We start from the raw sequence: 19,811 nt of genomic DNA, 5'->3' as shown, positions 1-19,811 counted from the left end.
AAAATGGCAGTAGTAAACACAAAAGAACTTATAAAAACCGCATTGGAAAATAAAATGATAATACCAGCCTTTAATGTGCATAATGTAGAGATGTGCAGAAGTATAATCGAGGCTGCGGAGGAAGAAAATTATCCTGTGATAATACAAAGTACACCGAAGAGTATAGAGCTTTCAGGATATAAGGTGCTTTATTCAATAGTAAAAGAGATGGCAGAAAGAAAAAATGTGCTTTGCGCCCTTCACCTTGATCACGGGAAAAGTTTTGAAAATGCAAGAGAAGCAGTGTTTTCAGGATTTAATTCAGTTATGATAGACGGTTCTATGCTGGAATACGAAGAGAATGTAAGATTAACAAAGGAAACAGCAGAGTTTGCACATATACTGGGTATAATGATAGAAGCAGAGCTTGGGGAGATAAGCGGAAAAGAAGATGAAGGGGAAGTAGAAGAAAAACATAATTTTACATCAGCAGAACTCGTAGAAGATTTTCATAAGAAAACTAAATGCGACATGCTTGCGGTATCAATAGGGAATTCACATGGTCTGGAAAAAAAGAAACTGAATTTTCAGCTTTTAAAAGAGATAAGAGAAAAGACAGATGTACCTCTGGTTATACACGGCGGTTCCGGAATAGGCGAAGAAGATTTGAAATATCTGAAAGAATATAAAATTGTAAAAATAAATTTCTCATCGGAATTAAAGCAAAAAATGATAGAAACTTACGGTAAAGTCTATATGGAAAATAATAATGAATATGATGTGGTAACTACTACAAATAAAGTTCTTGAGGAAGTAAAAAAAGTAGTGAAAAATAAAATAAGAATTCTGAAATCCAATTAAAATTCTTGAAATAAAAAAATTTTTAGCGAAATTTATAATGAGAATTATTGGACAAAATAACAGGAGGCGTCAGAAATGAAAGCATTAAACCTGTACGGGAAACAGGATGTAAGATATGAAGATGTTGAAATACCTGTAATAGAACATGAAGATGATATAATAATAAAAGTGAAAACAGCAGGAATATGCGGATCAGATATATCAAGATTCGGTAAAATCGGTTCGTATAATCCCGGATTAACATGGGGGCATGAATTTTCCGGAGTTATTGCCGAGACTGGAAAAGGAGTAAAAAGTTTGAAAAAAGGGGACAGAGTCACTGCCTGTCCTTGCTTTCCCTGCTATGAATGCGAATTTTGCAGACAGGGGAAATTTTCCAAATGTACTGATTTAAAGGTACTCGGAGGACATAAAAAAGGAGCTTTTGCAGAGTATATTAAGATTCCGGAAGCTAATGTGATAAAAATACCTGACAATATGGACTATGATACTGCCAGTCTTATAGAACCGTCATGTGTGGTGGTTCATGGGTATAATCAGGTAAATATAAAAGCCGGAGACAGTGTAGCAGTGGTAGGCTGCGGAACCATCGGACTTTTGGCAGTACAGTGGGCAAAAATTTTCGGAGCTGCGGAAGTTTTCGCATTTGATACAGACAGCGGGAAACTCGAAGTCGCTAAAAATACAGGAGCAGATCATATTTTTAATGTGACTGAAGAAGGTTATTTTCAAAAATTTATGGAATTAACAGGAAACAGGGGTGTGAATACAGTTGTGGAATCTTCGGGAAATGTATCGGGAATTGCTAATTCCTTTTCTATGGCTGTGAAAGGCGGAACAGTTTTATTGCTTGGGATTCCTTACGGAGATGTACTGCTGCCGAGAGAAAATTTTGAAAAAATAATAAGAAATGAACTGGAAGTAGCAGGATCATGGAATTCTATATCTGCTCCGTTTCCGGGAAAAGAGTGGGATACTGCGTTAGGTTATATGAGTAAAGGTATGATAGATGTAAAACCGCTGATAACACATAAAATAGCCCTTGGTGATGCTCCGGAAATGTTTTGGAAACTCTATGGAAGAGAGGCATTTTTTATAAAAGTTCTTATGGAAGTAGACGGAGATGAATAATAAAATGTATTATAGATATGTTTTTAGATTATTTTTAGAGTTTAGATTTATTTAGGATTTTTAGGGAAATATAAAAAATACTGCATAAGAATTTTATCATATTGCAGTATTTTTATTTTACCGGTAATTATTTTATAATTTTTTGAAGCTTCTACATTATACGGGGAATATTTATCTTTTTTTATAATTGAAAAAATCAAAATTTCCGTGTCCATGTCCGCATCTTTCATCTCTCATATCGAAACCTCTATCAGAACCTCTGAAACCTCTGTTTCTGTCAAAGTCAGGACGACCGTGAGGCCCGTGTCCATGTCCATGTTCGCATCTTTCGTTTCTCATATCAAAGTCTCTTTCAGAATCTCTGAAATCTCTATTTCTGTCGAATTCAGGATGTCCATGGGGTCCGTGTCCATGTCCATGTCCGCATCTTTCATTTCTCATATCGAAACCTCTATCAGAACCTCTGAAATCTCTGTTTCTGTCAAAGTCAGGACGACCGTGAGGCCCGTGTCCATGTCCGCATCTTTCATCTCTCATATCGAAATCTCTTTCAAAATCGCCGAATTCTCTGTCTCTGTGGAAAAACGGATGTCTAAAACCTTTCCCGTGAAAGTCTTCTCCCAGAAACTCTCCAAAAAATCCGTTTTCTTCTTCAGAATCACTGTCAGATTTTGATTTAACAGAAGAAATTATAGTATCAATGTACTGTCCTAAATTCTCTCTTTCTTCATCTGAAAGGCAATCGAATATTGAATTAAATTCAGATTTTTCGGTTTTAATTTCTGCTGTCTTTCCTTTTTCAGTGAGTTTGACGAGAACTGTACTGTCATTTTCAGAATCAGTAAGAGAAATATATTCTTCCGTATTCATTTTACCAAGGACTTCTTCAAAATGATGTTTTGGAATGCCCAAAATAAACATAAGATCTTTTTTATCAATATTTTCCTGTAACTTCAGCAAAGCTAAAATTCTGCTTTCGGCATATTTTACATAACTGTTTCTTTTATTTTCAGCTTTATGATGGTTTTTTTGATGATATCTGTGTAAAATCCACATCATAGCAGCAAATTTTTTAAATAGGTTATTTTCTTTTTTATTAGTATTATTCATATCTTTTCCTCCTAAAATTTTTAATCTCAAAGGTACCTTACTATTTCGTTATGCAGGTACCTTTCTAAAATGTCAAGAATTTTTTTAAGGTACCTGTTTATTTTTTCGAAATAAAAAAATTCCCTGAAATAACAAGGGAATTTGCATAATAAATTATTAGAAATAAAATATTTTCTTATTTTTTATCATTGTTTTTTTTATGATGATGAGGTCCCGGTCTGCCGAAAGGCGGAAAGTCAAATCCTCTGCGCATACCTTTTTCTGTAAAGAAACGATCAAATCCGTTTTCACGGGGATCCTGATCTGAGTTTTCACTTTTTATATTTTCTTTCAGAGATTTTGTGATTCTTTCAAGATATCCGCTGAGAATGACCTGTTCCTCAGCATTCAGGCAGTCAAAAACAGAACTGAAATCAAAGTCTGATTCTGTATCCTCAGGAAGCTCCTGCCCTTTTTCTGTTAATTCTATGATCATTGCTCTTTTATCAGTTTCAGATGGAGTACGTAATATATAGCCGTTTTTTTCCAGTTTAGATAATAATTCCCCCAAAGACTGCGGACGTATATCAAGCAGATAAGAAAGATCTTTCTGATTAATTTTCGGGTGTATTTTCAAAAGTTTTATCACTCTTCCCTGTCCTCTGTGCGGGGCAGCACCCGGACCAAATAATTTATGGTGACCGCGCTGGTGATATTTATGCATAAGCCAGGTAAGACCTGCAAACTGGCTGGAAAGATTTAATTTTTTTTCATCCATTGGATTTCCTCCGCTTTTTTATTTATATATAAATTTTACAGGTACCTTAGGAAAAAGTCAATATATTTTATATATCATCACTGTGTGGTAATAAAAAAAACGGGCATTTCAGCCCGTCACACAAATTATACAAAAAATATAATCTGTTAAAAATAAAAAAATTTTTAGCACCTAAATTTTATAATATATAGAATAAAAAATCAAGTTAATTATATTATTATAAAAAATATCCGGATATTATGTAAAAAAAATGAAACAGTATTACTGATTTAGTAAAGAAAAATTTTATTTTATGTTATAATAGAGTAATTCGTTCAGTTAAAGGAGGAATTATGGATAGAGAAAATCTTATCAGGGAAATATCAGATGCGAATGTGAATATAGAAAAGTATACGGATATTGTCCTGAAAGATGAAAAAATCCGCAGGGAAATAGTAAATCAGATGCTGACTCATAAACATATTATGGTTTACTATCATTGTTATTATATTCTTGACAGAGCGACCAGCCGTAATCCGGAATTATTTTACAATGACTGGAAAAATTTCGAAAAGCTGCTTGATCATGACAATTCTTATCACAGAACTATAGGTCTGGTGATGATTTCTAATCTTATTAAGGTGGATAAAGAAAAATATTTTGACAGGATTTCAGATAGATATTTTATGTTTATTAATGATGAAAAGATCACCACAGCAAGGGATTGCGTGGTGTGTACCGGAAAAATACTGAAACAGCGGTCTGATTACATTGATAAAGTAATAAAACTTTATCTGGATATGGAGAAAATCTGTAAATTCAAAGAAAATCAGAAGGCACTTCTTCTTTATGACATGTTTGTTATATTTGACGAATTTTATGAAAAAACATCTTTTAAAAAAGAGATAGATAAAAAAATACTGGATAATTTGAAAAATTCCAGTCCAAAAACCAGAAAAAAAGCAAATGAATTAAAGAAAAAGTATAGTATTTCGGAAAGATGATCCGGAATAAATAAAAAGGAGAATGGGATGAAGAAAGTAATATTTTTGATACTAACAGCATTTTGCTGTATTGTCTTTTCAAATGACTGGGAATTCGGCTCGGAAGGGGAACATCTAATACCTTTGGAAATGTCTGATTCTTCTATTAAAAGTGAAAAGATAGTTATGAAACTAACAGAAAAAGGAATGGAAATAAATGTAAAATTTGTTTTTGAAAGTCCAAAAGATGAAATGAAGAAAATAGGCTTTATAACTCCGCCTGATGAACAGCAGGGACAGCTGTCTATGTCTGATTTTAAAACTAAGGTAAATGGAAAAGAAGTAATTTCAATGGTAGAAGAGTTTGATAAATCACCTTTCAAAACTAACAGCATTTTGAAAAAAGAAGCTGAAAAAATGAGTGAATCATCTGAACATAGTGTAAACGGATATGTGTATTATTTTGATGCACAGTTTAAAAAAGGTGGAAATATAGTAGAGCACAGCTATATATACAGCGGTTCCGGCGGTGTAGACGGAAAAGACTATGAATATGTCATAACAACTATCTCAAAATGGAAAAATAAAAGGGTTGAGGATTTTGAACTTGTAATCGATATGGGAAATAACAGTCTTTTTATGCTTCCTTATACATTTTGGAAAGATAATAAAAAAATAAACTGGGAAATAGTCGGCGAAGGCAGAATGACAGACCTTAATTTGAGTTATAGATATGAAGAATATGACATGAATGTTTTGGTTAAGGTAAAAAATGGTTATGTGCGTTATAAAACGAAAAACTTTTCTCCGGATTTTGATATAAATATTCATGAAGGTAGTTTTCATAACGGATTTTTGGATTTTTTGCCGGGGTCTAAACAGGGTAAATATATTTATAAAGATGAACTGACTTATATTTATGGAAGATATACTGATGAAATATATCAGCTAAGCGACGAGGATATCAGAATAATCCGGAATTATCCATATGCTGTGGCAGGATATGATTTTTCTGACTCTGCATTAAAAAAATATTTCTCACAATTTTTTTGGTATGATTCTATCAGTAAAAATGTAAATGTCTCAAAGGAAGAGGCAGAATACTACAAAGAAAAAACCGAGGCAATAACAGCAGTGAGAAAAGAGATAAAAGAATATCTGTCAGAAAATCTAAGCAAATACTCAAAAGATGAACAGAGAAAGATCAGAAATATTCCATATGCGTTGAGAGGATATGACTTTAAGGATAAAGACCTTCAGAATTATTTTAAAAAGAAGTATAGTTGGTATAAAGCTGATAAATATGTGACTTTGTCTGATATAGTTCTGACAGCTGATGAAAAAGAGCTTATAAATAAGCTTGATAAAATTTCAAATTCTAACTAAGAAAAAAATTTAAATAAAGATGGTAATAGAGTTAGAAAATCAGAGTTAAATTTGATTGTCAGAATTTTTATTTTAATAAGATAGTCAGAGATTGCCGAGGATTTTGTATAAAATTAACAGATCTAATAAAATCAGCATAGACAGGGATTTTTTTATCCCTGTTTTTTTGATAGTAAGGAAAGCAAATTTAAAGTTAATGGGTTTTAGATAAATTAAATAGATAAAATGATGAATTTTGATATATAAAATATATGGATAAGGAGTGTAAGCTCCTTATCTGTTTAAATTCTTTCAATGTATAAAAACTATCTGTTAAGCCTGTTAAAATCTAAAATATACCTTTAACTTATTAAATTTTCCGCTGTTTCATTATTACTATTCAGATTTGGTTATCCTGACTTCAACAGAACCTTTATATTTTTCAAAAACATCTATATTCTCATTAATTTTACCTATTATTTGAAGTCCGTTTATGATTTCGCCGGTTTGCCTGTAATAAATAACAAGGCAATTTCCAGGTGCCCAATATCCAATGTCTCCTACTTCATAACCTTGGCGGGTCGCCCCGGCTCTTGGCAGCTGCACAGACAACTCAGCATATTTTTCACTTTCGTACAGTTCTTTCATTGTAATAGTCACAGGCAGCAATTTAAGAAAATCATGAGTTGTTTCGTTGTTTTCCAATAAAGCCGTTAGTGTCGTGCCACCTATCTCTATGTTAATTTCTAATTTTTCATCTTTTTTAATAATACTGTTATTTTGAAAAGATTCGTTATTATTGACCATTGTTTTCCTTTCCTGACTATTTTGATTACATGATAGTATGCAAAAATTCATTAAAAAAACAATGCTTATTTTAAGAGATTTATTTATTTTTATATCCTCCTATCTTCTGTGTAAACATCTAATCCTACACATGAAAGCTTTTCTTTATTTCAGGAACTTCAAATTTCTTTAATGATCTTAGCAGGAATACCTCCGGCTACAACATTTTCAGGAATATCTTCTGTTACAACAGCACCGGCTGCAATAACTGAATTTTCACCAATTTTTACTCCGGGTAAGATGGTTACATTTGCTCCAATCCATACATTTTTATTTATGATGATCGGAGCTGGGTAAAGAGTCCCTCTGTCATCAGGCTTCAAGCCGTGGTTAAGAGTGGCAAGGGTCACATTATGACCAATGAAACTGCCGTCTCCTATATAGATTCCGCCTTGGTCTTGAAAATGACAGCTTGCATTAATAAATACATTCTTACCAATAGTAATATTTTTGCCGCAGTCAGTGTAAAACGGCGGAAATATAGAAAATGATTTATTCACGGGTTTTCCGGTTAAATTAGAAAAAAGTAACTGTATTTCCTCCGGCGTATGATATGAATTATTTAATACAGTAGTTATTTTCATAGCTTCCTGACTCAATTGAGTCATAAATTCATGGATTTTAGAATTAGCCGTTACAGGTTTCCGGCTGTTGAGATGGGATAAAAAATCATTTAGATTCATCGGTACTCTCCTTTATAATTATAATTTTTAAAAAGCTTTATATGTATAAATAAACTGTCTGCTGTTATTAATAATTATAAAATAAAAATACAGCCATATCAAATACTTATTCTAAATAGAAAACCATGCTTTACAGGTATGGTAGAAAAAGATATACTATATATTATTTGAAACAAAGAAGGGATAACATATGGAACTTAGAGTTTTAAGATATTTTCTTGCTGTTGCAGGAGAAAAAAATATAACAAAAGCTGCCCGGATTTTACATATAACTCAGCCGACTCTTTCAAGACAGATTATGGAATTAGAAGAAGAACTGGGAAAAAAACTGTTTATTAGGGGGAAAAGAAACTTAAGCCTTACTGATGAAGGAGTTTTATTAAAAAAAAGAGCAGAAGAAATCCTTGAATTAGTTGAAAAATCAGAAAAAGAAATTATGGATACTGATGAAATAATAAGCGGGGATATTTTTATAGGCGGCGGTGAAAGTGATGCCATGCGGATTATAGCGCAAATATCAAAGAAACTGCAAAAAAAACATCCGTATATATGCTATCATTTATTCAGCGGAAATGCAGATGATATTCTGGAAAGGCTTGATAAGGGATTACTGGATTTTGGAATATTAATAGCTCCTGTTGATATAAGCAAATATGAATATATGAAGTTTCCCAAAACGGATATTTGGGGTCTGTTAATGAGAAAAGATTCTCCTCTTGCCAAAAATGCAGTTATAAAGCCGCAGGATTTACTTGATATACCACTTATTTGTTCCAGACAAACGCTGGTCAGGGAAGATATTTCCAAATGGGTAGGAAAAGATCTGGATAGTCTGAATGTCGTAAGCAGTTATAATCTGATCTATAATGCATCACTTATGGTGGAAGAAGAGGCAGGGTACGCATTATGTCTTGATAAATTAATAAATACTACCGGAGACAGTGTTTTATGTTTTAGACCATTAGAACCAAAGTTAGAAGTCAGTGTATATATTGTATGGAAAAAATCACAGGTATTTTCAAAAACCAGTAAAAAATTTTTAGAGGAGCTGCGGTCAGAAATAGAAACAAGTTCCAAATAATGATGTATTTTAAAAGATGAAGAGAATAGAGACAAAGAATAAAAAAAAGCTTGACTTAGAGTTAACACCAAGTGCTACACTTCAATTAACAGTTTAATATTTTAGCGATAAAACCCTGAAAGGAGCAATTTTTATGAAAAAATTACCTGTTATGTCAATAATTTTTATTTTTTTATTTAGTTTATGTGCTTGTAATAACAGCAGTACAAATCTCGTGAAGGAAAGAACAGCAGTTCAGAAAAGTTCAAAAATTTTAGTGGTTTATTTTTCAGTGCCGGAAACTGCTAAGCCGGATAATATGAGTGCTGAAGAGGCGAACAGTACTGTGGTAATAGATGGTAAAGTTTTGGGGAATACACAGTATGTTGCTGCTTTAATTCAGGAAAATACAAACGGTGATATTTTCCGAATAGAACCGAAAACAGCATATCCGACAGATCACAGGATTCTGGTAGATATGGCAAAAGAAGAACAAAACAGAAATGCAAGACCGGAATTGGCAGGGAAAATTGAAAACCTTACAGAATACGATACAATTTTTATAGGCTACCCAAATTGGTGGGGAGATATGCCGATGGTAATGTATACCTTTTTTCAGGAACACGACTTTGCCGGTAAAACAATTATTCCGTTCAATACTCACGGAGGAAGCGGTTTTTCAAATACTGTTAATACTATAGCCAGACTACAGCCAAAAGCTTCGGTTGTCAGTAATGGATTTTCTGTCTCAAGAAATTCGGTACAGGATTGTGCACAGGATGTTTCTGACTGGATTAAAACACTCAATTTGAAATAAAGTCAGATATAATTTGAAGAGTATAAAATTAAACAGTAAATACTGGAATAAAAAAATATTATTCAAACAGCTAATAGGAGATATGCCTGTTATTTAGCTGGTCAGATATTACAGCTTATAAAAGAATAAAATACTGATTCTGTTATTATCAGCAGTTTTTATAAAAGATTGTGTCAAAAAAGTTTAGATTTTTTTGATATAGTCTTTTTTTATTTAAATATATAAAAAAATCAAAGCTGAAAACAACAGATTTTGCCGGAAGATTTTCACAGGAAATAAAAAAACAAAAAAAAACTTGACATATTCTAAAAAAATGATATTATATATTTGATAATATCAAAATGATAATATCAAAAAAAGGAGGTATTAAAATGGAAACTAAGGAAGATAAGAAGCACATAAGCGAAGAGGATTTTCTAAAAAACTATAATCCTTCTGAATTTAAGAGACCGTCAGTCACAGTGGACAATGTGATATTCAGTATATTTGAAACGAAAACGGGAAACTACAGAAAGAATCCCGAACAAAATTTATATTTACTGCTTATACAGAGAGGAGAACATCCTTTTATAAATAAATGGGCGCTTCCCGGAGGCTTTGTAAGAATAAACGAAAGTGTGGAAGAAAGTGCATACAGAGAATTAAAAGAGGAGACAAATCTTGAAAATATATATATGGAACAGCTGTATACCTTTGGGGATGTAGGGCGTGATCCAAGAATGAGAATAATCAGTACAGCATATATGGCTTTGATAAAGCAGGGAAATACAGAGCTGAAAGCTGATACAGATGCAAGGGCAGTTTCATGGTTTAAGCTTACATATGAATTTTTGGGGAATGATAAGCTGAAAATCAGACTTGAAAATGAAGAAACAGTTTTGAATGCAGGATTAATACTGGATAATAAAGAGCGGGGAGAAAACAGGATAAAGATTGAGGAAAATGGAGAACTTGCTTTTGATCATGCAAAAATAATAGGATACGCGCTTATGAGGCTTCGGAATAAAATAGAATACACAAACCTGGTTTTTAATTTAATGCCGGAATACTTTACACTTACAGAGTTACAGAAAGTTTATGAAATAATACTGGGAAAAGAATTGATAAAAGCTAATTTCAGAAGAAAAATAAAAGATCTGGTGGTGGAGACAGAAAAATTTTCTGATGAAGCAGGTCACAGACCATCGAGACTTTTCAAAGTTAACTCCGATATAAGTGATATTTGAACACAAGGAGAGAATTATGAGAAAAATAAATGCGTTTTATGATGATAATACAATAAGAGTTTATCAGGCATATATAAATGAAATAGCTGATGAAGCACTGGAACTCGGTACATTCGGGAATCATTTTAAGAGAACAAGGATGACATGGATAAAACCATCGTTTTTATGGATGATGTACAGGGCAGGATGGGCTGAAAAAGAAGGACAGGAAAGAATTCTTGCTATAGATATTACAAAAGAAGGATTTCTTACAATATTAAAAAACTCGGTTTTATCACATTATGACAGAAAAGTTTATGAAAAAGCAGAAGATTGGGAAAAGGATAAACGGAATTTTTCCGGAAGATGCCAATGGGACCCTGAAAGAACTGTTTTTGGAGGGCCGATGGAATACAGGGCTATTCAGCTCGGCATAAAGGATAAAATAGTAGACAGCTATGTGAATAATTGGATTGTACATATAGAAGATATTACACCAATGGTAAGAGAACTAAAGAAAATGAGAGATGAGGGCAGGGATATAAAAGAGTATCTGCCTGTGGAAAAAGAGTTTCGGATTGAAGATCCGGACGTAATAAAAAGACTTGGAATAGATTTATAGAAAATAAGGAGATGAAGATGAAAATGGAAAAATTTGAATTTTTTTGGAAGAGTGATTCACCTTTTTCCCAATGGTATAAGAAGGGATTTAAAGTAAAGGGAAAATCATTTAACTGTGCTGAACAGTATATGATGTATATGAAAGCTGTTTTATTCGGAGATGAAAAAATAGCTGCGAAAATACTTGAAGCTAAAAGTCCCAGAGAACAGAAAGACTTGGGAAGAAAGGTCAAGAACTTTAATAAAGATATATGGGAAAGACAGTGTAAAAATATAGTATATAACGGAAATTACGCTAAATTCACACAAAATGAAAGCTTGAAGAGTGCATTGCTGGAAACAAAAGGAAAAACACTGGTAGAGGCGAGTCCCTATGATACCATCTGGGGAATAGGGCTTTCCGAAGAAAATCCCGATAGCAAAAGAAGAAGTAAATGGTGCGGGAAAAATTATCTTGGAGAGATATTAACTCAGTTAAGAGAGGATATTTTGAAAGAGGAAGGAGGAAAAAATGGCTAGAGATTTGGTAAAACTGGGGAAATTCATAAGTCTGGTATTAAGACATTCTCCGGAAACAATAGATCTGAAACTGGATGAAAACGGCTGGGCAGAGGTGGCAGACCTGATCAGCGGCATGAATAAAAAAGGAAGAAGAATAAATTTCGATACATTAAGTGAAATAGTGAAAACTAATAATAAAAAGAGATATGAATTCAGCGAAGATTATAAAAAAATAAGAGCCTGTCAAGGGCATAGCATAGAGGTAGACTTGGAGCTGACAGCTGTGAAGCCGCCGGAATTTCTTTATCACGGTACAGCAGTACAAAATCTGGCAGCAATAAAGGCTAAAGGATTAAAGAAGATCAAGAGACAGCATGTTCATTTATCTGAGGATCGCGACACTGCATATAATGTAGGCAGCAGACATGGAAAATCATATATAATAAAAGTGCTTTCAGGGAAAATGTATGAAGAGGGTAAAAAATTCTATATTTCCAAAAATAAGGTATGGCTTTCGGAAGATATAGAAAGTAAATATTTGGTATTTGAATAATATAAGGGACTTTTGAAGAAAAAATAAAATAGAGAAACGGGGAGTTTTTATGAAAATATTTAAAGATTGGAATTTATTTGAAAAAAGTTGGTTAGTAATTTTTACTCTTATTAATGTAGTAATATTAATTTATTCAAAAGAGGGTGTTTTAGGTTTTATAACAGCAATAACAGGGATGCTTTCTGTAATACTTGTAGCTAAGGGAAAAATCACAAATTACTATTTTGGTATTATAAATGTAGTATTATACGGTTTTATTTCGTATAATTCCAGATATTACGGGGAAGCTATGCTGAATATACTCTACTTTCTTCCTATGCAGATAATAGGGTTCATAATGTGGGGAAAGAATAGTGTAAATATTGACGAAAACAAGGAAGTAAAAGCAGAAAAAATGACAGTAAAGGAAATAATACTTTGGACGGTACTGTCAGGAATAGCAGTAATAGTATACGGAATAATACTGGGGGAACTTAATAATACACTTCCTATGGCAGATTCATTTACCACTGTATTATCTGTAACAGCTATGATACTAATGATAAAAAGATATATGGAACAGTGGATTGTATGGATAATAATAGATATAGTGGCAATATATATGTGGATTTTTATAAAATCGGATTATAATATAACAATGATGTGGACAGCTTACCTTATAAATGCAGTTTACGGGTTTTATAACTGGAGAAAACTATATAAAAAGGAGAGGGCAGTATGGGGAAAACAGGAGTTATCATAGGAAAATTTCTGCCTTTGCATTTGGGACATGTAAACTTTATAAACAGAAGTTCTACAAAGACAGATAAGCTCATAGTGGTAGTGTGCCACAGCAGCAGGGATAAAAAACTATGTGAGGAATACGGTATTCCTGAGATTACTGTAAAAGACAGGCTAAGGTGGCTGCATACGATTTATCAGGATTTAGGGCATATTGAGATAAGAAGCCTTGATGAAAGTGAGATTCCTGCCTATCCTCACGGCTGGAAAGAATTTACAGGGCTTTTGAAAGAAACAGTTCCTGAAAAAATAGATTTTATCTTTTCGGGAGAACCATCTTATGACAGTTTTTTCAAAGACCTTCTGTCTGAAGCTGAGCATGTATTAATTGATCCGGAAAGAACAGAGCATAAGATATCAGGAACACAGATAAGAGAGAATCCATATAAGAACTGGGAATATCTTCCTGCAGTAGTCAGACCGTTTTTTTGCAGAAAAGTAGTGCTTATAGGGACTGAGTCATGCGGTAAAACCACACTTACAAAGTTTCTTGCCAAGGCTTTTAATACATCATGGGCAGAAGAATACGGCAGAAATTATGTTTATGAGGAATGCGGCGGGAGTGAGGATAACCTTAAATATGAGGATTATATAAAAATAGCGATGCATCAGAAAAAGCTAGAAGACGAAGCTGTGAGATATTCCAATAAGATAGTATTTATAGACACAGAAGCAATAGTCACACAGTTTTACTGTAAATTATACGAGGGGTGTGAAGACCCAGCTATAAATGAAATTATAAAGAGGCAAAATTATGATTTATGGCTGTATCTGGAGAATGATGTACAGTGGGTGGAGGACGGACTGAGGAAAAACGGCAGTGATGAAGAACGTAATAAAGGTAAACAGATACTGGCAGAATTACTGAAAAAACATAACATTGCAGATAAAATAAAATTTATATCGGGAAATTATGAGGAAAGGCTCAATAAAGCTTTGAGAGTAATAAAAGAGGAGTTTCCATACATATAGCAAACAAAAGCTGTTTTTAAAAGAGCAGCTTTTTTTATATTTGATAAATTTTCCGCCGCAAAATTCTAAATTTGGGGTTATAATATTAGTAAAGTTACTTGTTCGTATTTTTTATATCTGTTATAATTTATAATAATCAAAAATTCTGGAGGTTTTTTTATATGTTTAGTGTTAACAATGACTGGAATCCTAAACAGGCAAGGTTAAGGAGCATTATAAAAAAGGAAGGGGATTTTCAGGAAGCAATGGATATTTGTCTGAGTCTTCATTCAATAGTTCATATGCCTGAGGTTTCAGAAAACGGAGAATATTCTTTTTTGGAGGAAGTATTAACAGATGTGAGCGATGACGGATTCAAGAATTATTCTTCGTCTTATAAAGGAAGAACAATGGCATATAATATCTGGCATATTACACGTATTGAAGATATATGTGCCAATATTCTTATAGCCGGTGGTGATCAGGTAATAAATACAGATAACTGGCTGAAGAAATCAGGCAGTATCATAACAGATACCGGAAATGCACTGACTGCTGAAGAAATAGCAGAATTCAGCAAAGCAATAAACAAGGAAGAGTTAATGAATTACAGAGCTGCTGTGGGGAAAAAGACAAGGGAAATTATCAGGAATCTTACTTATAAAGATATGAAAAGGAAGATGGATGAGGATGCCCTTCAAAGGATTCTTGATGAAAAAAGTGTTTCCGAGAAGGAGGAAGCTGTGTGGCTTGTGGAATTCTGGGGAAAGAAAACCGTGGCGGGACTGCTGCTTCTCCCTATTACAAGGCATCATGTAATGCATATTAACGATTGTTTGAAAATAAAGAAAAAGATTAAGTAAATCAGGTATACAATTTAACAAATTACTTTAGTAATCAGAGAATTTTGTAGTTTTGGAAGATAAAGAGGTGGAAAAAATGGAAAGAAAAATAAGAGCAGTGTACTTTAGTCCTACACACTGTACTAAGAAACTAACAACGAAAACAGCTGAAAAACTCTCGGAACTTTTTGAAGCAGAGATGGAAACGATGGATTTAACACTGCCGGAAGGACGCGGGCGGGAAATTACGCTTGATAATAAAGATATTCTCGTATTTGGTTTTCCTGTATACGGCGGACGTATTCCTCTGCTGCTTGAACCTGTTATAGAGAAAATAAAGGGAAGCGGAAATCCTGTTGTGATTATGGCTGTGTATGGAAACAGGGATTTTGACGATGCAGTGTTGGAAGCAAGGGATATTTTCACTGAAAAAGGTTTTGAAGTGGTATCTGCCGGAGCTTTTATAGGTGAGCATTCATATTCAAAAAATGTCGGGACTGGAAGACCTGATATGACTGATATTAAAGAGGCAGAAGAGTTCGCTGTAAAAACAGCAGAAAAAATCAAAACAGGAAGTGATGGCGGAATATTAAAGGTTTTCGGGAATAAACCGTATAAAGAAAGATCAGCAGGAATTGTAGCAGCGCCTGAAACTAAAGAGACATGCTATGACTGTATGAAATGTGCAAAAGGATGCCCGGTTTCTGCAATAAGCTTTGATAACCCGAGAATAGCAGATGCAGAAAAATGTATTCACTGCTGTGCGTGTGTAAAAATCTGTCCTGTGGAAGCGAAGTATTTTGACAATGAAATGATGAAAAATTTTACTGTAATGCTTGAAACTAAATTTGCGGAAAAGAAAGAAAATACTGTATTCATATAAAAGAAAAGAGATTATTCACTTATTTTGGAATAATCTCTTTTTAAAATTATAAAATTTCTTTTATTAATATAATAAACTACTCATCCTCTTCAAACTGACTGTTATAAAGCTTTTCGTAAAGACCGTTATTTGCGAGAAGAGTTTCGTGTGTTCCCTGTTCTACTATTTCTCCCTGATTCATAACCAGTATCAGATCCGCATCTCTTATAGTAGATAAACGGTGCGCGATAACAAAGCTTGTACGCCCGTTCATGACTTTTTTCATGGCTTTCTGAATAAGCACTTCAAGTCTTGTATCCACAGAACTCGTAGCTTCATCAAGTATAAGAAACTTCGGATCGGCAATAACAACACGTGCTATAGTAAGAAGCTGTTTCTGACCTTGTGAAATATTGCTTGCTTCCTTATTAAGAACCATATCATAACCATTTGGAAGAGTTCTGATAAAATGGTGTACATTGGCAGTTTTGGCAGCATCCACCACTTCATATTCCGTGGCATCCAGTTTACCAAAACGAATATTTTCCGAAATACTTGCATGATAAAGCCATGCATCCTGTAATACCATCCCGAACAGAGAACGAACATCTGAACGTTTCATCTCTCTGGTATCCACACCGTCTATTTTTATTGAACCGCTGTCTATATCGTAAAAACGCATAAGCAGATTAATAAGTGTGGTTTTTCCTGCACCTGTAGGTCCTACTATTGCCACTGTCTGTCCGCTTTTTACTTCAAAACTCAGATTTTTTATAAGTTTATTTTCTTTATTATAGCTGAAATAAACATTTTCAAAGCTGATATTTCCCTCTACTGTTTCAGGGAATAAAGTGTCCGCCGGATCAGGAGTCTCCTCTTCTTCGTCTAATATCTCAAAAACTCTTTCTGTAGCTGCTCCGGAACTTTGAATAATTCCTGTAAGCTGGGTAATCTGACTGATAGGCTGGTTAATAAGCCAGATGTACTGTATAAATGCCTGTAATCCCCCTATTGTCATAGTACCGAATATAACAAGATAACTTCCCATTATTGCCATACTGGTATATGAGAGGTTAACAACCAGTCCTACAAGAGGATTTATAAGTGCAGAACTAAAGAGAGCCTTAAATGAAAATCCTGCCAGTCTGTGGTTTATATTTTTGAATTCCTCCAGTGTATCCTGTTCTTTATTATAAAGCTTGATAACAGAAAAACCTGTATAAGCTTCCTGTACATATCCGTTCAGATTTCCCAGTGAATTCTGCTGCTCTTTGAAGTATTTCTGGGATCTTTTTATAATAACTCTTGATATTATAATAGATAAAGGTATTATTAATATTGCAATTAAAGTCATGGATACAGATAAAATAAACATCATAACCACTGATAATACAATTCCTAAAAGTGATGTGATAATCTGTATAAGACTTTGCTGCATAGCGTTACTTATAGTGTCTACATCATTTGTAATTCTGCTTAATATATTTCCCTGCTGGTTTCTGTCGAAATATGAAATAGGAAGTCTGTTTATTTTTTCATCAATATCAGTTCTCAGATCTTTCATACTTCCCTGTACCACATCAGTCATAAAAAAGCTTGAAAAATATGTGGCAAGCTGATTTAATAATGAAATCAGCGAGGTAATTATTATTATTTTACCAACATAAGGAAAATTAACTCCGGCTCCTTCTATTCCTTTCAGCATATCGGCTACATTAGAAGCCATTTCTGTAATTGCAAGTCCTACCATAAAAGGAATAAGCGAATTTGCTGCTACAGCAATTACTGTAAGAAAAAGTGACAGTATAAAATGTCCTTTATATGGTTTTATATATTTTCCCAGACGTTTTAAATTAGAAATAACTTTTTTCATTCCAGTTCCTCCTTTGTAAGCTGTGATGAAGCTATATCGTAGTAAATATCACATGTTTTCAGGAGTTCCCTGTGGGTACCTTCAGCAACAACATTTCCTTCATTAAGAACCAGTATTTTATCTGCATTCATTATGGTACTTACACGCTGTGCAACAATTAATACAGTAGATTCCTTTGTAATGTCCCCCAAAGCTGTACGAAGGTTTGCATCAGTCTGATAATCGAGGGCAGAAAATGAATCATCAAATATGTAAATATCAGGTTTTTTCACTATTGCTCTTGCTATAGAAAGTCTTTGTTTCTGACCGCCGGACATATTGCTTCCGCCTTCGGCAAGAAATTCACCGAATTTATCAGGTTTCTGATTTATAAAATCCAGAGCCTGAGCTGTTTTTGATGCAGCTTCGATTTCAGCAGGCGTAGCATCATGTTTACCATATTTGATATTTTCCGCTATAGTTCCTGTGAAAAGCAGGGCCTTTTGCGGTATAAAACCAATTTTTTGACGAAGGGCGCTTAATTTATAATCTCTTACATCAGTGCCGTCTATTATTATTCTTCCTTTTGTAACATCATAAAATCTAGGTATTAACTGTATAAGCGTAGATTTTCCGCTTCCTGTACTGCCTATGAAAGCCACTGTTTCACCGGGACTGGCAGTAAAGCTTACATTTCTTAATATTGGTTCGTCACTGTTTCCGGGATAGGCAAAAGTCACATTTTCAAATGTGATATAACCATGTGTAGTGCTTTCTGTAATCCCGTTTTCATTTTCAGTTACTCTTGGTACCGTGTCAAGTATTCTGGCTATTCTGTGTGCTGAAACTGCTGCTCTGGGATACATCATAAAAACAGTAGCAAACAGCATAAAAGAGAACAGAGCATGAAAAATATACTCAATAAATGCAACAAGTTCTCCTACCTGAAGCTGACCGATATCTATCTGTTTTGCTCCAAACCATATAACTACAGCAAGTATAATGTTGAAAATAAAAGAAAATCCCGGCAGTGGAGCAGCCATAAGTTTAAACAATTTTTTTGAAATTTCTGAATATGTTTTATTTATCGCTTCAAAACGCCCTTCCTGAAACTTTTCATTTATAAATGCACGTATTACTCTTAGTCCAGTAAGATTTTCACGAAGATTGGTATTAATATTGTCCAGTCCTTTCTGTTGTGCCTCTGACAGAGGAGCAGAAAATTTTCCTATGAGAATAACTCCCATAAGTAAAAATGGTACTGCCATAATAACACTAACTGAAAGTGAAGGACTCTTATATATAATCATAAAAAAGCTGGATACAAACATCAGCGGTGTGATCATTCCCATACGGAGTATCATCTGCAGGAAAGTCATTACCTGAAATGCATCATTTGTAGTAGCTGTAATAAGATATGATATACCGAAGTCATCATATTCCTCGTGAGAGAATTCCTGTATTTTGGAAAATACATCATCACGTATATCTCTGATTACACTGGTAGAGATTTTACTCCCGCAGAAAGCAAGCAGAATAAGTCCGGCAAGTCCGACAAAACAAATCACAAGCATCCAGAGAGAAGTTGTTTTTACTACTTCAAAGTCTTTGGGAACAAGACCTTTGTCAATTATTCTGGCTAGAAGTGTAGGAAGTCCCAGTTCAATAAGAATGAAACTAAATACACATAGAAAATTTAAGAAAATATAATTTTTGTACTTTTTTGCATAACGCCACATTAAGTTCAAGTCTTTTTCCTCCTTAATTAATATATTTATTTAAAAAAGAGAATACCATAACGGCATCCCTTTATATAAAAAATTAGTTTTATTGTAATATAAAAGATAACTCTTACATGATAGTATACTAAAAATAGAATAAAAAGTCAAAAAATATCTTTTTAAGTAAAATAATAATTAATTTTTTTTAATGATTAATTTTTGGTACAATATTAATGAATAACAGAAAATAGATCAAACGTTCAAAAATAAAGAGAAATACTAAAAAAAATGTGAAATTAGGTAGATATAAATTGGAGTTAATAATAAAACATAATTGAAAAAAATTTAAATA

At 33.5% G+C, this 19,811-nt stretch carries 20 protein-coding genes; 14 read left to right on the top strand and 6 right to left on the bottom strand.

Going from position 1 to position 19,811, the window contains the following annotated elements; genetic code table 11:
* The first annotated feature begins 3 nt into the window (after positions 1-3).
* Entirely contained in the window at positions 4-840 is an 837-nt protein-coding gene (locus tag NK213_RS01950) for a class II aldolase (RefSeq protein ID WP_253346261.1), read from the top strand.
* Between the two features lie 75 nt (positions 841-915).
* Entirely contained in the window at positions 916-1,971 is a 1,056-nt protein-coding gene (locus tag NK213_RS01945) for a galactitol-1-phosphate 5-dehydrogenase (RefSeq protein ID WP_253346260.1), read from the top strand.
* 171 nt (positions 1,972-2,142) lie between these two features.
* On the opposite strand, the gene NK213_RS01940 is transcribed toward NK213_RS01945, so the two are convergent.
* Complete coding sequence (locus NK213_RS01940; RefSeq protein ID WP_253346259.1) at positions 2,143-3,081, bottom strand: MarR family winged helix-turn-helix transcriptional regulator; 939 nt, start codon at positions 3,079-3,081, stop codon at positions 2,143-2,145.
* Positions 3,082-3,256: 175 nt separating this feature from the next.
* A complete protein-coding gene (locus NK213_RS01935; RefSeq protein WP_253346258.1) occupies positions 3,257-3,838 on the bottom strand; it encodes a MarR family winged helix-turn-helix transcriptional regulator in 582 nt (193 codons plus the stop codon).
* Between the two features lie 332 nt (positions 3,839-4,170).
* Here NK213_RS01935 and NK213_RS01930 point away from each other — a divergent pair, with 332 nt between their 5' ends.
* Both NK213_RS01930 and NK213_RS01925 read left to right on the top strand, forming a co-directional pair.
* Entirely contained in the window at positions 4,171-4,821 is a 651-nt protein-coding gene (locus NK213_RS01930) for a hypothetical protein (protein ID WP_253346257.1), read from the top strand.
* A gap of 27 nt (positions 4,822-4,848) precedes the next feature.
* On the top strand, positions 4,849-6,186 hold the full coding sequence (locus NK213_RS01925) for a YARHG domain-containing protein (protein ID WP_253346256.1): 1,338 nt from the start codon (positions 4,849-4,851) through the stop codon (positions 6,184-6,186).
* A gap of 375 nt (positions 6,187-6,561) precedes the next feature.
* Here NK213_RS01925 and NK213_RS01920 read toward each other — a convergent pair whose 3' ends face one another.
* Both NK213_RS01920 and NK213_RS01915 read right to left on the bottom strand, forming a co-directional pair.
* On the bottom strand, positions 6,562-6,972 hold the full coding sequence (locus NK213_RS01920; RefSeq protein WP_253346255.1) for a cyclophilin-like fold protein: 411 nt from the start codon (positions 6,970-6,972) through the stop codon (positions 6,562-6,564).
* A 158-nt stretch (positions 6,973-7,130) separates the two neighbouring features.
* Complete coding sequence (locus NK213_RS01915) at positions 7,131-7,694, bottom strand: DapH/DapD/GlmU-related protein (RefSeq protein ID WP_253346254.1); 564 nt, start codon at positions 7,692-7,694, stop codon at positions 7,131-7,133.
* 190 nt (positions 7,695-7,884) lie between these two features.
* On the opposite strand from NK213_RS01915, the gene NK213_RS01910 reads away from it, so the two are divergent.
* From NK213_RS01910 to NK213_RS01865, 10 genes are all read left to right on the top strand, one after another.
* Positions 7,885-8,775 (top strand): LysR family transcriptional regulator, encoded by an 891-nt coding sequence (locus NK213_RS01910; protein ID WP_253346253.1) that lies wholly within the window; start codon positions 7,885-7,887, stop codon positions 8,773-8,775.
* Positions 8,776-8,908: 133 nt separating this feature from the next.
* The gene (locus tag NK213_RS01905; RefSeq protein ID WP_253346252.1) at positions 8,909-9,571 is read left to right on the top strand and encodes a flavodoxin; all 663 of its coding nucleotides are present in this window, start codon (positions 8,909-8,911) and stop codon (positions 9,569-9,571) included.
* A 371-nt stretch (positions 9,572-9,942) separates the two neighbouring features.
* Positions 9,943-10,797, top strand: coding sequence for an NUDIX domain-containing protein (locus NK213_RS01900; RefSeq protein ID WP_253346251.1), 855 nt, complete (start codon positions 9,943-9,945; stop codon positions 10,795-10,797).
* 16 nt (positions 10,798-10,813) lie between these two features.
* Positions 10,814-11,398, top strand: coding sequence for a DUF4291 domain-containing protein (locus NK213_RS01895; protein ID WP_253346250.1), 585 nt, complete (start codon positions 10,814-10,816; stop codon positions 11,396-11,398).
* Positions 11,399-11,415: 17 nt separating this feature from the next.
* A complete protein-coding gene (locus NK213_RS01890) occupies positions 11,416-11,916 on the top strand; it encodes an NADAR family protein (RefSeq protein ID WP_253346249.1) in 501 nt (166 codons plus the stop codon).
* Positions 11,909-12,451, top strand: a complete 543-nt coding sequence (locus tag NK213_RS01885; protein ID WP_253346248.1) for an RNA 2'-phosphotransferase — start codon at positions 11,909-11,911, stop codon at positions 12,449-12,451. Before NK213_RS01890 ends, NK213_RS01885 begins: the two co-directional genes overlap by 8 nt.
* Positions 12,452-12,500: 49 nt before the next feature.
* Positions 12,501-13,193 (top strand): nicotinamide riboside transporter PnuC, encoded by a 693-nt coding sequence (gene pnuC / locus NK213_RS01880; RefSeq protein WP_253346247.1) that lies wholly within the window; start codon positions 12,501-12,503, stop codon positions 13,191-13,193.
* Positions 13,169-14,203: a multifunctional transcriptional regulator/nicotinamide-nucleotide adenylyltransferase/ribosylnicotinamide kinase NadR gene (nadR, locus tag NK213_RS01875; protein WP_253346246.1), complete on the top strand. Its 1,035-nt coding sequence runs from the start codon at positions 13,169-13,171 to the stop codon at positions 14,201-14,203. Before pnuC ends, nadR begins: the two co-directional genes overlap by 25 nt.
* 161 nt (positions 14,204-14,364) lie before the next feature.
* Positions 14,365-15,045, top strand: a complete 681-nt coding sequence (locus NK213_RS01870) for a DinB family protein (RefSeq protein ID WP_253346245.1) — start codon at positions 14,365-14,367, stop codon at positions 15,043-15,045.
* Between the two features lie 76 nt (positions 15,046-15,121).
* Positions 15,122-15,907, top strand: coding sequence for an EFR1 family ferrodoxin (locus tag NK213_RS01865; protein ID WP_253346244.1), 786 nt, complete (start codon positions 15,122-15,124; stop codon positions 15,905-15,907).
* 76 nt (positions 15,908-15,983) lie between these two features.
* Here the strand turns inward: NK213_RS01865 and NK213_RS01860 are convergent, their stop codons facing one another.
* Positions 15,984-17,759: an ABC transporter ATP-binding protein gene (locus tag NK213_RS01860; protein WP_253346243.1), complete on the bottom strand. Its 1,776-nt coding sequence runs from the start codon at positions 17,757-17,759 to the stop codon at positions 15,984-15,986.
* Positions 17,756-19,477 (bottom strand): ABC transporter ATP-binding protein, encoded by a 1,722-nt coding sequence (locus NK213_RS01855; RefSeq protein ID WP_305879858.1) that lies wholly within the window; start codon positions 19,475-19,477, stop codon positions 17,756-17,758. Before NK213_RS01855 ends, NK213_RS01860 begins: the two co-directional genes overlap by 4 nt.
* Positions 19,478-19,811 lie beyond the last annotated feature (334 nt).

The sequence above is a fragment of the Sebaldella sp. S0638 genome (genome assembly GCF_024158605.1).
Lineage (GTDB): Bacteria > Fusobacteriota > Fusobacteriia > Fusobacteriales > Leptotrichiaceae > Sebaldella.
This window is presented reverse-complemented; position numbering and strand designations above follow the sequence as displayed.

Bases quoted from the DNA above. Each gene is read 5' to 3' on its own strand.
- NK213_RS01925 (WP_253346256.1), top strand. From the start codon at position 4,849: ATGAAGAAAGTAATATTTTTGATACTAACAGCATTTTGCTGTATTGTC.
- NK213_RS01870 (WP_253346245.1), top strand. From the start codon at position 14,365: ATGTTTAGTGTTAACAATGACTGGAATCCTAAACAGGCAAGGTTAAGG.
- NK213_RS01855 (WP_305879858.1), bottom strand. From the start codon at position 19,477: ATGTGGCGTTATGCAAAAAAGTACAAAAATTATATTTTCTTAAATTTT.
- NK213_RS01940 (WP_253346259.1), bottom strand. From the start codon at position 3,081: ATGAATAATACTAATAAAAAAGAAAATAACCTATTTAAAAAATTTGCT.
- NK213_RS01910 (WP_253346253.1), top strand. From the start codon at position 7,885: ATGGAACTTAGAGTTTTAAGATATTTTCTTGCTGTTGCAGGAGAAAAA.
- nadR (WP_253346246.1), top strand. From the start codon at position 13,169: ATGGGGAAAACAGGAGTTATCATAGGAAAATTTCTGCCTTTGCATTTG.
- NK213_RS01950 (WP_253346261.1), top strand. From the start codon at position 4: ATGGCAGTAGTAAACACAAAAGAACTTATAAAAACCGCATTGGAAAAT.
- NK213_RS01860 (WP_253346243.1), bottom strand. From the start codon at position 17,759: ATGAAAAAAGTTATTTCTAATTTAAAACGTCTGGGAAAATATATAAAA.
- pnuC (WP_253346247.1), top strand. From the start codon at position 12,501: ATGAAAATATTTAAAGATTGGAATTTATTTGAAAAAAGTTGGTTAGTA.
- NK213_RS01895 (WP_253346250.1), top strand. From the start codon at position 10,814: ATGAGAAAAATAAATGCGTTTTATGATGATAATACAATAAGAGTTTAT.
- NK213_RS01885 (WP_253346248.1), top strand. From the start codon at position 11,909: ATGGCTAGAGATTTGGTAAAACTGGGGAAATTCATAAGTCTGGTATTA.
- NK213_RS01935 (WP_253346258.1), bottom strand. From the start codon at position 3,838: ATGGATGAAAAAAAATTAAATCTTTCCAGCCAGTTTGCAGGTCTTACC.
- NK213_RS01905 (WP_253346252.1), top strand. From the start codon at position 8,909: ATGAAAAAATTACCTGTTATGTCAATAATTTTTATTTTTTTATTTAGT.
- NK213_RS01945 (WP_253346260.1), top strand. From the start codon at position 916: ATGAAAGCATTAAACCTGTACGGGAAACAGGATGTAAGATATGAAGAT.
- NK213_RS01920 (WP_253346255.1), bottom strand. From the start codon at position 6,972: ATGGTCAATAATAACGAATCTTTTCAAAATAACAGTATTATTAAAAAA.
- NK213_RS01890 (WP_253346249.1), top strand. From the start codon at position 11,416: ATGAAAATGGAAAAATTTGAATTTTTTTGGAAGAGTGATTCACCTTTT.
- NK213_RS01915 (WP_253346254.1), bottom strand. From the start codon at position 7,694: ATGAATCTAAATGATTTTTTATCCCATCTCAACAGCCGGAAACCTGTA.
- NK213_RS01900 (WP_253346251.1), top strand. From the start codon at position 9,943: ATGGAAACTAAGGAAGATAAGAAGCACATAAGCGAAGAGGATTTTCTA.
- NK213_RS01865 (WP_253346244.1), top strand. From the start codon at position 15,122: ATGGAAAGAAAAATAAGAGCAGTGTACTTTAGTCCTACACACTGTACT.
- NK213_RS01930 (WP_253346257.1), top strand. From the start codon at position 4,171: ATGGATAGAGAAAATCTTATCAGGGAAATATCAGATGCGAATGTGAAT.